Annotated in this window: 12 protein-coding genes and 1 pseudogene; 6 read left to right on the forward strand and 7 right to left on the reverse strand. The window is 72.1% G+C overall.

Annotated elements, in window-relative coordinates; genetic code table 11:
* Positions 1-795, forward strand: a pseudogene (locus tag Q7T52_RS08085) (glutamate--cysteine ligase); the annotation flags it as partial.
* On the opposite strand, the gene Q7T52_RS08090 reads toward Q7T52_RS08085, so the two are convergent.
* On the reverse strand, positions 792-1307 hold the full coding sequence (locus Q7T52_RS08090) for a hypothetical protein (protein ID WP_304801219.1): 516 nt from the start codon (positions 1305-1307) through the stop codon (positions 792-794). The pseudogene Q7T52_RS08085 and the gene Q7T52_RS08090 overlap by 4 nt on opposite strands.
* Before the next feature lie 96 nt (positions 1308-1403).
* On the opposite strand from Q7T52_RS08090, the gene Q7T52_RS08095 reads away from it, so the two are divergent.
* Positions 1404-1781, forward strand: a complete 378-nt coding sequence (locus Q7T52_RS08095; RefSeq protein ID WP_304801221.1) for a universal stress protein — start codon at positions 1404-1406, stop codon at positions 1779-1781.
* On the opposite strand, the gene Q7T52_RS08100 is transcribed toward Q7T52_RS08095, so the two are convergent.
* Positions 1771-2661, reverse strand: coding sequence for an alpha/beta fold hydrolase (locus tag Q7T52_RS08100; RefSeq protein WP_304801223.1), 891 nt, complete (start codon positions 2659-2661; stop codon positions 1771-1773). The two genes, Q7T52_RS08095 and Q7T52_RS08100, sit on opposite strands and share 11 nt — an antisense overlap.
* A gap of 45 nt (positions 2662-2706) precedes the next feature.
* Between Q7T52_RS08100 and Q7T52_RS08105 the strand changes: the two genes are divergently transcribed.
* Entirely contained in the window at positions 2707-3285 is a 579-nt protein-coding gene (locus Q7T52_RS08105) for an HhH-GPD-type base excision DNA repair protein (RefSeq protein WP_304801225.1), read from the forward strand.
* A 139-nt stretch (positions 3286-3424) separates the two neighbouring features.
* Positions 3425-4918 carry an RNA polymerase sigma factor gene (locus Q7T52_RS08110; RefSeq protein WP_304801228.1) on the forward strand — a complete coding sequence of 498 codons (1494 nt, stop codon included), beginning with the start codon at positions 3425-3427 and terminating at the stop codon, positions 4916-4918.
* A gap of 210 nt (positions 4919-5128) precedes the next feature.
* Here the strand turns inward: Q7T52_RS08110 and Q7T52_RS08115 are convergent, their stop codons facing one another.
* Together Q7T52_RS08115 and Q7T52_RS08120 are read right to left on the reverse strand one after the other, a co-directional pair.
* Positions 5129-5980 carry an EamA family transporter gene (locus Q7T52_RS08115; RefSeq protein WP_304801230.1) on the reverse strand — a complete coding sequence of 284 codons (852 nt, stop codon included), beginning with the start codon at positions 5978-5980 and terminating at the stop codon, positions 5129-5131.
* 92 nt (positions 5981-6072) lie between these two features.
* Positions 6073-6294: a hypothetical protein gene (locus Q7T52_RS08120; RefSeq protein ID WP_304801231.1), complete on the reverse strand. Its 222-nt coding sequence runs from the start codon at positions 6292-6294 to the stop codon at positions 6073-6075.
* 460 nt (positions 6295-6754) lie between these two features.
* On the opposite strand from Q7T52_RS08120, the gene Q7T52_RS08125 reads away from it, so the two are divergent.
* A complete protein-coding gene (locus Q7T52_RS08125) occupies positions 6755-8743 on the forward strand; it encodes a type IIA DNA topoisomerase subunit B (protein ID WP_304801242.1) in 1989 nt (662 codons plus the stop codon).
* Between the two features lie 46 nt (positions 8744-8789).
* Entirely contained in the window at positions 8790-9539 is a 750-nt protein-coding gene (locus Q7T52_RS08130; protein ID WP_304801233.1) for a zinc-dependent metalloprotease family protein, read from the forward strand.
* Positions 9540-9561: 22 nt separating this feature from the next.
* On the opposite strand, the gene Q7T52_RS08135 is transcribed toward Q7T52_RS08130, so the two are convergent.
* Genes Q7T52_RS08135 through Q7T52_RS08145 form a run of 3 tightly spaced genes read right to left on the reverse strand, consistent with a single transcriptional unit; the run spans position 9562 to position 12586 of the window.
* On the reverse strand, positions 9562-10056 hold the full coding sequence (locus Q7T52_RS08135; RefSeq protein WP_304801235.1) for a carbonic anhydrase: 495 nt from the start codon (positions 10054-10056) through the stop codon (positions 9562-9564).
* 17 nt (positions 10057-10073) lie between these two features.
* Positions 10074-11855 carry an MFS transporter gene (locus Q7T52_RS08140; RefSeq protein ID WP_304801236.1) on the reverse strand — a complete coding sequence of 594 codons (1782 nt, stop codon included), beginning with the start codon at positions 11853-11855 and terminating at the stop codon, positions 10074-10076.
* Positions 11852-12586 (reverse strand): LppX_LprAFG lipoprotein, encoded by a 735-nt coding sequence (locus Q7T52_RS08145; RefSeq protein WP_304801240.1) that lies wholly within the window; start codon positions 12584-12586, stop codon positions 11852-11854. Before Q7T52_RS08145 ends, Q7T52_RS08140 begins: the two co-directional genes overlap by 4 nt.
* Positions 12587-12665: the final 79 nt, after the last annotated feature.

The raw sequence follows: 12665 nt of genomic DNA on the forward strand, positions 1-12665 counted from the left end.
AAGCAGCTGTGGCGCGAGACCCGCATCCCGCTGTTCGAGCAGGCCACCGACACCCGCAGCGAGGAGCTCAAGGCGCAGGGCGTCCGCCCGCGGGTCTGGTTCGGCGAACGCTGGATCACGTCGGTCTTCGACCTCTTCGAGGAGAACGTCCGCTACTTCTCGGCCCTGCTGCCGATCACCGACGACGAGGACCCGCTGGCCGTGCTCGAGTCCGGCGGCACGCCCGACCTGCCCGAGCTCCGGCTCCACAACGGGACCATCTACCGCTGGAACCGCCCGGTCTACGACGTCACCGGGCCGCCCGACGCGCGGGTCCCGCACCTGCGCGTCGAGAACCGCGTGCTCGCCGCCGGCCCGACCGTCGCCGACACGATGGCCAACGCCGCGTTCTACTTCGGGCTCGTCCGCCACCTCGCCGAGAGCGAGCGGCCGCTGTGGTCGCAGATGTCCTTCAGCGCGGCCGAGGAGAACTTCCACGTCGCCGCGCAGCACGGCATCGACGCCCACGTCTACTGGCCCGGCGTCGGCCAGGTGCGCGCCACCGAGCTCGTGCTGCGGAGGCTGCTGCCGATGGCCCAGCAGGGCCTGGAGTCGTGGGGCGTCGACGCCGGCACCACCGACCGGCTCCTCGGGATCATCGAGCAGCGCTGCCTGCTCAGCACCAACGGGGCCGAGTGGTTCGTCCGCGAGATGTCCCAGCGGGGGAGCCAGGACCGCTTCGACGCGCTCCGTGCGACGCTGCTCGACTACCGCGACCGCATGCACACCAACGACCCGGTCCACACCTGGAGCTAGGGCACGCCCTGGGACTGCTGGGCTCCCGTCGCCACGCGGGCCGACCGCACCCGGGCCTTCCAGTCGCGCCCGACCCCGGTGGCGGGGTCGAGCCAGCCGCGCCGGTTGACGACGACCATCGGCAGGGCGACGTGGAGCTCGGCGGCGGCCGACCTCGCCGCCCGGAGCCAGGCCAGGTCGACGTCGCGGACCTCGAGCGAGCCGGCTCGCGTCAGCCACACCAGCGGCTGAGGATCGGCTGTCCCCGGGCCTGCCGACCCGCGGGTGCGGCGCACCATCGCCTCGATCGCGTCGGTGCGCAGCGCGTGGTCGAGGCGCCGGTCGCCCAGCTGGTCACCCAGCGTCAGGCTCGCCGTCGACGAGCCGGGGACCCCCACGTGCACCGCCGGGGGGAAGACCCGCCGCTGCTCCGCGACGGCGTGCTCGAGGACCGCGCGCCGGAGCAGGGCGAGGACCCGGCGGTCCACCGGCTCGGTGAGACCGCACGGGGGCGGGGCGAGCACCGGGTCCATGCCGACCACCCTGCCCGACCCCGGCGACGCGCCGGAGCGTTCTCCACAGGCCCGGCGCCCACCCACGAGGGCCCGGTCAGGGGTAACGTGCCCGACATGTCGACCGTGGTCGTGGGATACGTGCCCAAGCCCGAGGGTGAAGCCGCCCTCGACAAGGCCGTCGAGGAGGCGCGGCTGCGCGGCGCCGAGCTGATCGTGGTGCACTCCCACCGCGCTCGCGGCGACGAGGAGGAGCCCGACCTCACGGCGGTGCGGGCCCGTCTCGACGAGTCGGGGGTCACCTACGAGGTCCGTCAGCTCGTGCGCGGCTTCGAGGCCGCCGAGGACCTCGTGAGCGTCGCCGAGGCCCAGGACGCCGAGCTCATCGTGATCGGGCTGCGCCGGCGCACCCCGGTCGGCAAGCTCATCCTGGGCTCCAACGCCCAGCGGGTGCTGCTCGACGCCCACTGCCCGGTGCTGGCCGTCAAGGCCTGAGCGTCCCCGCCAGCTGCGCCAGCATCTCCTCGGCGTGGCCCAGCTCGATCGAGACGTGGCCCTCCTCGGGCAGCAGGTGCGCCGAGGCGTGGGGGAGGCGCGCGGCCAGCCACTGGCCGTGGGCGAACGGCACCATCAGGTCTGCTTCGCCCTGCCACAGGAAGGTCGGCACGCGCAGGGCGGCCAGCTCGAAGCCCCACGGCCGGGTAAAGGCCAGGTCGTCGTCGACCCACCCGTCGACCCCGAGCCGGAGCGCCTCGGCGAACGACGCAGCAAGGTCCTCGCCGAGCCAGGCGCCGTGCGTGCCGAGGATCGCCGCGCGGTCGACCTCGGGCAGCAGCGACGACATCGACTCCACGACCAGCTCGGGCGTCGCGGAGCGCAGCCCGTCGGCGTAGCCCTCCATGAACGGCCGTACGGCGGCCTCGCCCTCGAGGGCCAGGCCGAACTCCTCCACGTTGTCGGCGCCCATCCCGGCCAGGAAGTCGAGGTCGGGCTCGCCCCACGGGCCGACCCCGGCGATCGACAGCACCCCCGCCACCCGGTCGGGCAGCAGGGCCGCGGTCGCCAGCGCGTGGGGCCCGCCGCCGGACGCGCCCATGGTGGCGCACCGCTCGACACCCAGGTGGTCGAGCAGCGCCGCGACGTCGTCCGCCACGTCGGCGACCGAGCGTCCGGGCCGTCGCGTCGAGCCGCCGTAGCCGGCGCGCGAGAACGTCAGGACCCGCAGTCCGACCGCCGCGGCCGCGGCGTCGACGTGCCGGTCGCGGGTGCCGGCACCCGGGGTGCCGTGGTGGGCGACCACGAGCGGGAGCGACGGGTCGCCCGGACCGAGGTGGTGGTCGAGCCGTCGTCCGTCCGCCAGGGTGAGCGTGTCCATCACCGCAGCCTAGGGAGGGCGCCGACGGTGCGGCAGGATGTGGGCATGAGCGAGCACCCGATCCGCATCACCGGTGACGCGACCGCCGACGCGATCCTCACCGACAGCAGCTTCGCCCTGCTCATCGGGATGATGCTGGACCAGCAGTACCCCATGGAGCACGCCTTCCGCGGCCCCGCCAAGGTCACCGCCCGGTTCGGCTCGTTCGACCCGCAGCAGATCGCGAGCGCCGAGCCCGAGCCGTTCGCAGCCCTGTGCGCCGTCCCGCCGGCCATCCACCGCTTCCCCGGGTCGATGTCGGCGCGGCTGCAGGAGCTGGCCCGCATCGTCGTCGACCAGTACGACGGCCACGCCGAGCGGATCTGGACCGAGGCCGCCGACGGCAAGGACCTCGCCAAGCGGCTGCAGGCCCTGCCGGGCTTCGGCGCGCAGAAGGCGAAGATCTTCGTCGCCCTGCTCGCCAAGCAGCTCGACGTGCGCCCCGACGGCTGGGAGCAGGCCGCCGGCGACTACGCCCTCGACGGCTTCCGCTCGGTCGCCGACGTCGTCGACCCGGCCAGCCTGCAGAAGGTGCGCGACTTCAAGAAGGAGAAGAAGGCCGCCGCCAAGGCGGCGGCCGGCTGACCTCATGGCGGCCTGTGGTCGGGACGTCACCGTGGCCGTGGCAGAATGAGCACAGCGGCTCTTGACGACACCGGTCTTTGTCGCGCCCCGAACCACACCGTGCCCATTCATGGCCCTGCCAGAACCTGCCTGACGAGAGGTGTTCGTGTCCTCGAACGCACGCAAGATCCCTACCGAGGTGCTGGCGCACCCCGCCATCCTCGAGCTCATCGAGCAGGCAACACCGACCGGGACGTTCAGTCCTGACCAGGTACGCCGGTCCAGCGACGACGCCGGTGTCGAGCCGCGCCACCTCAAGTCGCTCCTCGAGCACCTGAGCGGGCTCGGCCTCAGCGTCGAGCTCCCCGTCGACGCGCGGGTCGCGGCGGCCACCACCGGCACCCGCAAGACCGCGACGGCAGCGGCCAAGAAGGCCGCTCCGGCCAAGAAGGCCGCCGCGGCCCCGGCCGCCGACGAGCCCGAGGCCAAGGCCGCCCCCGCCAAGAAGGCGGCTCCGGCCAAGAAGACCGCGGCCAAGAAGGCCGCCGAGGCGGCCCCGGCCGTCACCGTCGGCCCCGACGGCAAGAAGGTCCTCCCCGACCTCCCGGACGAGCAGTTCGAGAAGGACGTCGAGACCGACCCGTCGATCAAGGAGGTCGAGGAGGAGGCCACCTCCACCTCGAGCTTCGTGGTCTCCGCGGCCGACGAGACCGACGAGCCGGCCCAGCAGGTCATGGTCGCCGGCGCGACCGCCGACCCGGTCAAGGACTACCTCAAGCAGATCGGCAAGGTGCCGCTCCTCAACGCCGAGATGGAGGTCGAGCTCGCCAAGCGGATCGAGGCCGGCCTCTTCTCCGAGGAGAAGCTCGCCAAGGGCGGCAAGATCAGCGCCAAGATCCTCGAGGAGCTCGAGTGGATCTCCGAGGACGGCCGGCGCGCCAAGAACCACCTGCTCGAGGCCAACCTCCGGCTCGTCGTGTCGCTGGCCAAGCGCTACACCGGTCGCGGCATGCTCTTCCTCGACCTGATCCAGGAGGGCAACCTCGGCCTGATCCGTGCGGTCGAGAAGTTCGACTACACCAAGGGCTACAAGTTCTCGACCTACGCGACCTGGTGGATCCGCCAGGCCATCACCCGGGCCATGGCCGACCAGGCCCGCACCATCCGCATCCCGGTGCACATGGTCGAGGTCATCAACAAGCTCGCCCGTGTCCAGCGCCAGATGCTGCAGGACCTGGGTCGCGAGCCCACGCCCGAGGAGCTCGCCAAGGAGCTCGACATGACCCCCGAGAAGGTCATCGAGGTCCAGAAGTACGGCCGTGAGCCAATCTCGCTGCACACTCCCCTGGGCGAGGACGGCGACTCCGAGTTCGGCGACCTCATCGAGGACTCCGAGGCCATCGTCCCGGCCGACGCGGTGAGCTTCACGCTCCTGCAGGAGCAGCTCCACGCCGTCCTCGACACGCTCTCCGAGCGCGAGGCGGGCGTGGTGTCGATGCGGTTCGGCCTCACCGACGGCCAGCCCAAGACCCTCGACGAGATCGGCAAGGTCTACGGCGTGACGCGCGAGCGCATCCGCCAGATCGAGTCCAAGACGATGTCGAAGCTGCGCCACCCGAGCCGGTCGCAGGTCCTGCGCGACTACCTCGACTGACCACCACGCACCACGAGCAGAAGGCCCCGGCGCTCGTGCCGGGGCCTTCTGCGTCTCTCTCGCTCTGTCCCGGCGAACGAGGCGCCGGGAAAACTAGAGCGCCAGGCCGATCCGGTGGCTGGGGGGCAGTCCATCGGCGCGGCCTGGCGTGCCGCCCACTATGCCACGAGCCGCCCCACGATCACAGCGCCACGCCCGGATCGTCCGCACTCAGGACGCCGCGATGAGGCCGACGGCCACCGCGCAGAGTGCCAGCCCGACGGCCTGGGCGCGGTGGACGCGCTCGCGGAGCAGCAGGGCCGCCAGGAGCACCGTGAACGCCGGGTACAGCGACGTGATGACGGCCGCGACCGTCAGGTAGCCCGTCTGGGTCGCGACGAGGAAGAGCCCGGTCGCGGTGCCGCCGAGGGCGCCACTCACGAGGCCGACGGCCGCCGTCGGCTCCCGGGGCACCCACGGCTGGCGCAGCGCGGCCGCGACGACGGCCACCACGACCGCCCCGACGGCGCCGTTGAACGCCAGCGGCAGGAAGCCCGACTCCTCGGGGATCTGACCCAGCCCGGCGAACAGCACGCCGAACCCGGCACCGGCCAGCACCCCGTCGACGAGGCCGGCGGCCGAGGGGGCTCGTACGGCGCCCTCGGAGCCTTCGGCGGACGCCGGCTCCCGGGCGACCAGCCAGATGGCCGGGAGGGCCGCGGTGATGCCCAGCCAGGCCACCACGCCCGGCCGCTCACCAGCAGCGAGCCCGACCACGAGCGGCACGAGCGCGGCCCCGACGCCGGAGACTGGGGCGACCACGCCCATCCGGCCGGCGGCCAGCCCGCGGTAGAGGAACGCCGTACCGACGCCGTTGCCGACGCCGGCCAGCACGGCCCAGCCCCAGTCCGAGGCGGTCGGGTCGCCGCCGACCACCAGCCCGAGGACCAGGGCCGCGAGCGTCCCGCCGACCTGCGACATCAGGGCGATGGTCCACGGGCTGACCCGGCGCGACGCGACCCCGCCCACGAAGTCGGACAGGCCGTAGGCCAGGGCGGCGCACAGCGACAGCAGGACGGCCACGGGGGAGAGGGTGGCACACCGGAAAACGGCGACGACCCCGGACCGGAGTCCGGGGTCGTCGCTCAGTCAGGGACGGGAGAGCGTCAGTGCTCTCAGTCGGTGGCTGTGCCGGACGTCGGCGCGAGCTTGTGCGTCTCGTCGACCACGCTCGCTGCGATCTCCTTGAGCTTGTCTCCGTGTTCCCGGGCGTGATGAGCGCAGAACAAGAGCTCACCGCCGCTCTGGAGCTCGACACGGAGGTAGGCCTGGGCACCGCAGCGGTCGCAGCGGTCCTCAGCAGTCATGGTGGTGCTGGGGGCGGTTGCAGTCGTCACTTTGAGGCCTCTTCTCATCTCAGTCGGTGCCAGGTCCAACGTAGCGAGGGGAACCAAGATTCCCGCTCCTTCGTGGTGCACGACACTCGATCCCATCACGCTTGTTCGTTCCCGGCCTGGGGAATTCCATGCCTCAGACGTCGTCGTCAAAGGCTGCCGGTCAGATCTTCGGTTGTGGTGGAGCTTCGGTTGAGCCGGCGGTGCTGACACCGAGTGTGACGTCGGGAAGTGCCGCGTGGTGCTGAACGCGGGGACGAGAATCGGATCGTGTCCCCATCGTGACGCTGGTGCACGAGGCGTGCCTGCACCGGCGTACGGCGTGTCGCTAGTAGATTCGACACTGCCCGGCGAACGGATCGGGCGCACCACCCCCAGGGAGCAGACGATCGCCGACAACACCTACAACGCCGCGCACCTCCTCGTGCTCGAGGGGCTCGAGGCGGTGCGCAAGCGCCCAGGCATGTACATCGGGTCGACCGACACGCGCGGCCTGATGCACTGCCTGTGGGAGATCATCGACAACGGCGTCGACGAGGCGCTGGCCGACGCGGCCCACCGCGTCGAGGTGACCCTGCACCCCGACGGCTCGGCCGAGGTCCACGACGACGGCCGCGGCATCCCCACCGACAAGGAGCCCAAGACCGGGCTCCCGGGCGTCGAGGTCGTCGCGACCAAGCTCCACGCCGGCGGCAAGTTCGGCGGCGGCTCCTACGTCGCCACCGGCGGCCTCCACGGCGTGGGGCTCTCGGTGGTCAACGCCCTCTCGGCGCGCATGGACATCGACGTCGACCGCTCGCCGGTCAGCCTCGGCATCAGCTTCCGCCACGGCGCCGCGGGCGTCTTCGACAGCGACGGCCCGACGGCCTCGTTCACCGAGAAGAGCGGGATGACCCGCAAGGGCAAGCGGGTCGCCAAGAACGCCTCCGGCACCCGCATCCGGTTCTGGCCCGACCGGCGGATCTTCACCAAGGACGCGACCTTCGAGCTCGAGGGCCTGGTCGGCCGGGCCCGCCAGACGTCGTTCATCGTGCCGGGCCTCGAGCTCGTGATCCGCGACCTTCGGGGCGAGACCCCGACCGAGGAGAAGTTCCGCCACGACGGCGGCATCGCCGAGTTCACCGAGTTCCTGGCCAAGGACGAGCCGGTGACCGAGGTGCTCCGCATCCAGGGGTCGGGCTCGTTCACCGAGACCGTCCCGATGCTCGACGCCCAGGGCCACATGACCCCGCAGGACGTCGACCGCGAGCTCGGCGTCGACATCGCGGCTCGCTGGGGCACCGGCTACGACACCGAGCTGCGCTCCTTCGTCAACGTGATCGCCACGCCCAAGGGCGGCACCCACGTCGCGGGGTTCGAGGCCGCCCTGGTCAAGCCGTTCAACGAGGCCATGCGCGCCGCCAAGGTGCTCAAGGTCAACGACCCCGACATCGAGAAGAGCGACATCCTCGAGGGGATGACGGCCGTCGTCACCGTGCGCCAGGCCGAGCCGCAGTTCGAGGGCCAGACCAAGGAGATCCTCGGCACCCCCGCCGTGCGCTCCGTCGTGCGCCGGATCGTCCAGGAGCACTTCACGGCGTTCCTGACCTCGACCAAGGCGGCCGACAAGCGGCAGTCGCGGCCGCTGATGGACAAGGTCTACGGCGCCGCCCGCACCCGCATCGCCGCCCGCCAGCACAAGGAGACGCAGCGCCGCAAGAACGCCCTCGAGTCGTCGTCGCTGCCGTCCAAGCTGGCCGACTGCCGGGCCGCCGACAACGACCGCACCGAGCTCTTCATCGTCGAGGGCGACTCGGCGCTCGGCACCGCCAAGCTGGCGCGCAACTCCGAGTTCCAGGCGCTGCTGCCGATCCGCGGCAAGATCCTCAACGTCCAGAAGGCCTCGGTGGGCGACATGCTCAAGAACACCGAGTGCGCCTCGATCATCCAGGTCGTCGGCGCCGGCTCGGGGCGCACCTTCGACCTCGACGCGGCCCGCTACGGCCGGATCATCTTCATGGCCGACGCCGACTCCGACGGCGCCCACATCCGCTGCCTGCTGGCCACCCTGTTCTTCAAGTACATGCCCGAGCTCATCACCGCCGGTCGCGTCTACACCGCCGTGCCGCCGCTGCACCGCATCGAGATCTCCAACCCCCGCAAGGGCCAGGAGAAGTACGTCTACACCTACTCCGACGACGAGCTGCAGCGAAAGCTCGCCGAGCTGAAGAAGAAGAACACCCGCTGGAAGGACCCGGTCCAGCGCTACAAGGGCCTCGGCGAGATGGACGCCGACCAGCTGGCCGAGACCACGATGGACCCGCGCCACCGCACGCTGCGCAAGCTCACCGTCGACGACGCCGACGTGGCCGCCACCGTCTTCGAGCTGCTGATGGGCTCTGACGTGGCCCCGCGCAAGGAGTTCATCGTCCAGGGGGCCTACGAGGTCGACGTCGAGGCGCTCGACGCGTGAGGGTGCGACCGGCCTAACCAAGCGGTCACGGCGACGTTGTCCTGTCGTGGGGACGTGGGGGAGCAGTCGCAGGTGGTGGGCCGTCTTCGTCGTGCTGGCGGCGCTCCTGGGGGCGGGGACCGGAGCCGAGGCAAGGCCTCCGAGGGCGACCATCGACTTCCCCGACACCGACGCACTGCTCGGCAGCTGCGTGCAGCTGGTGCCGCACACGATCGCGCTGACCGACGCCACGGTGCAGCTCGACCTCCGGGTCGTGCTCGACGGCGTGACCCGGGCCCAGGGCGCCGCCGCGGTGGTCGGCATGCGCCGGGCCTACGCGCGGTTGGGGATCGCCGTCGCGGCGACGTACGACCCCGTCAGGTTCACCGGCCGTGACGCCAACGGGCTGCTGGCCCAGGCCAAGCAGGAGTACGGCGGCCGGCGGCCGGCCGGGGTCGACGTGGTCTACGTCCTCACCGACAAGGACGTCGTCACGAGCTCGGTGACCGGGGGACAGCTCGCGGGGCTGGCCGACTGCATCGGCGGGATCCGCTACCCCACGCGGGCGTTCGCGGTCGGCGAGCTCGGCGCGGTGTCGGCGGCGGGGGTCGCCGACGGGACGGCCAAGACCATGGCGCACGAGGTGGGGCACCTGCTCGGCGCCCACCACCACCACACGAGCCCCGAGGGCGTCCTCGACGGCGACCTCGCCGCGCCGCTGTCGCTGATGGGACCGGCGATCGACCTCATCGCGCTGCGGTTCTCGACGGTCGAGGCGCTGATGGTGCGCGGCCACGCGCAGCGCTACGCGAGATAGGGCGCCGCGCGGAGCGGGACCGTCAGAACTGCCGCTCGAGCCGTCCGGTGTGGACGTCGTAGATGAACCCGCCGACCGCGACCGACGTGGGCACGAGCGGGTGGGTGCGGACCTTCTGGACGTCGTCGGCGAGCGAGTCGAGCTGGTCGCGGACGACGTGGATGGACTGCCAGCTGGCGTCCATGCCGGCCGACTCCTCGATCCGGGAGCGGAGCTCGGCCTCGGTGCTGGAGGCCACCGCGCAGTTGGTGTGCGGGGCGATCACGACCCGCGTGACGCCGAGCAGGTGGACGGCGAGCACGAGCGCCTCGAGGGTGAGGTGGTCGACCCGGCCGCCGGGGTTGCGCAGGATCTTGGCGTCGCCCGGCGCCAGGCCGAGCATGCCGAGGGGGTCGATGCGCGAGTCCATGCACGTGACGACGGCGATGCCCCGGCGGGCGACACCGTCGAGCCCGCTCTGGGTGAAGCCGGCGGCGTACTCCTGGTTGGCACCGAGCAGGTCGTCGAAATCTGGCACGGCGGAAATGTATCGGGCTAGCCGACCGCGCGGAGCACCTGTCCGGTCTCGACGCTGCGGGTCGGTGCCCCTCGGAACACCACGAGGGCGACGACGGCCGCGAGCAGCGCGACGATCGCCGCTCCTTGGAAGACGGCCTGCTCCTGCAGGACGCCCAGCGCGCGGACGCCGAGGTCGGGGTCGTCGCGGCGGGCGTCGTAGAGCTGGGCGAGGCCGTAGGTCGTCAGCACGGAGATGCCGACGAGCATCCCGACCATCCGGGCTACGACCACGAGGGCGCTCGCGAGGCCGTGGACGTCGTCGCGCGTGGACGCGAGCATGGCGGCGTTGACCGGCGCCAGCGCCAGGCCGAAGCCCAGACCGCCGAGCACCAGCGGGACGTTGGCGACGAACGAGTCGAGGGACGACTGGTCCCACTGCGCCATCCACCAGAACGACGCGGAGGCGGCGACCATCCCGGCCGCGGTGATGACCCCCGACGGGAGTCGTCGGACCAGGACGCCGCCCACGACGGCGCCGACCGGCAGCGCCACCAGGAAGCGGAGGAGCACGAGCGCGGCGTCGAGCTGGTCGTAGCCCTTCTCGGCGGTCCGCGCGAAGAGGGGGATGTCGACGAGCGCGGCGATCAGCGCCCAGCCCACGAGGAGGCTGACGACCAGGGAGCCCCAGGCCGGTCGCTGGGCCAGGGTGCCGCGCGGGACGAGCGGTTCGTCGGTTCGCCGCAGGTGGAGCACGAGGGCGACCAGGGCGATGGCCGAACCCGCCAGGAACCACGGGCCCTGCGCGGAGAAGACCGACACCTCGGGGTCGGCGGTCGCGAACGCCAGCACGATGCCGCCCAGCACGACGGCGAGGTAGGCCGCACCGGTCAGGTCGGCCTCGGCGAGGCTGCGGCCCCACGACCGGACGTCGAACAGCGGGCGCCGCGCGAAGACGCACCGGGCCGCGAAGACGAGGAACGCGCTGACCGCCACCAGCCCCATCGGCTGCAGCCACCGGCCTCCTCCGGAGACCACGGGCACGAAGAGCTCGCCGTACGTCAGGTCGGTGTAGAGCGAGCTCGGGGGGCTGATCGTCATCAGGGCCGTCCCGGCCGCCACCACGAGTGCGACCGCCCCGAGCACGTCGGGCAGACCGCGCCGGGCCGGAGTCGTCCCCGGCTCGGTCACCTCGGCCTCCTCGGCCGGGGCAGGCGTGTCGTCGCCGCGCCGCAGCACCCGCACGACCACCCAGAGGGCGATCCCGGCGGCACAGTTGATGGCGAAGATGGCGCGCCAGGTCGTGAACGACATGACCGCCGCTCCGAACAGCGGGCCGAGCACGCTGCCGAACTCCTGCACGGCGGAGACGAGGCCGAGCGGCAGGCCCCGGCGCTCGACCGGGTAGAGGGCCGCGACGAGGGCCATCGTCGCCGGGACGAGCCCGCCGCCGCCGACGCCCTGCAGGAACCGGCCGAGGACCATGCTCGGCAGGTCGTAGGAGACGGCCGTGACGACCGAGCCGACGGAGAACGCGACCAGCGACGCGGCCAGGACCGGTACCGGGCCGCGCAGGTCGGCGATCCGGCCGATCAGCGGCAGCATCGCGACGTAGCCCAGCAGGAAGCCGGAGATGATCGGGGCGGCCCGCTGCAGCTGGTCGACGGCGATGTCGACCGACGCCATCATGTCGGGGAGCGCGAGCACGACGACGTAGGTGTCGATCGCCGCGAACATCACGGCGCCCGCGCAGAAGACCAGCAGGGCCCGAGAACGCCGGTCGACGGTGGCGGCCGTCCCCGTCTCAGACCCGGTGCTCACGGCTTCGTGATCTCCTCGTCGACGTCGTAGTCGTCGATCGCGATGCTGTAGGTGATCTCGCCGGTGTCGGCGAAGAACTCGCCGGTGAGGTCGGCGGTGCGCAGGGCGCCGTCGTCGTCGAGGGTGAACGTCGCCACGAACTCGTCACCGGGGGCGCAGGGCAGCAGGTTCTGCACGGAGTCGCCGGGGACGACCGCCGTGTAGGGGGTGAGGATCTCGTCGTTGTCGGCGCCGCCGCGGACCTGCTCGCCGGCCTCGACCTGCTGGGCGTCGGTGAGGACGGTGGCGAAGCCGCTGGTGGGGTCGAGCAGGCCGGCCGGGTCGGGGACGCAGTCGGGCAGGTCGAAGTCCTGGAAGCTGCCGAGGAACTTGGCGTAGACGGTGCCACCGACCGAGACGATGTCGACGTCGCTGGCGGGGATGCCCTCGAAGGTGCCGGACGCCTTGCCGTCGAAGGCCGCCGGGTCGGCGGTGATCACGCCGGAGGCCTCGGAGAGGAAGGCCTCGGAGTCGGGGTCGTCGTCGGTCGACAGCGTCAGCCGGACACCGGTGGTCTCGTCGAGCTTGGACTTGGCGAACGCGAGCGCCTCCTCGGGCGACACCTCGTCGTCGCCGTCGGTGTTGGCCGACGGGTTGCCCGACGGCTCGTCGTCGCCGCTGCAGCCGACGAGGGCGAACGAGGCGGTCAGGACGAGGACCGCGGCGGCGGTCGTGCGGCGCAGCGTCTTCATGGCGGTCAGCCTGTCACACCGTGACGCGCGAATCGGACGGCGAGCGGCCCGGCGACCGCGACCACGGGCTGGCTCCCGG

The sequence above is a fragment of the Nocardioides sp. genome (assembly GCF_030655615.1).
Lineage (GTDB): Bacteria > Actinomycetota > Actinomycetes > Propionibacteriales > Nocardioidaceae > Nocardioides.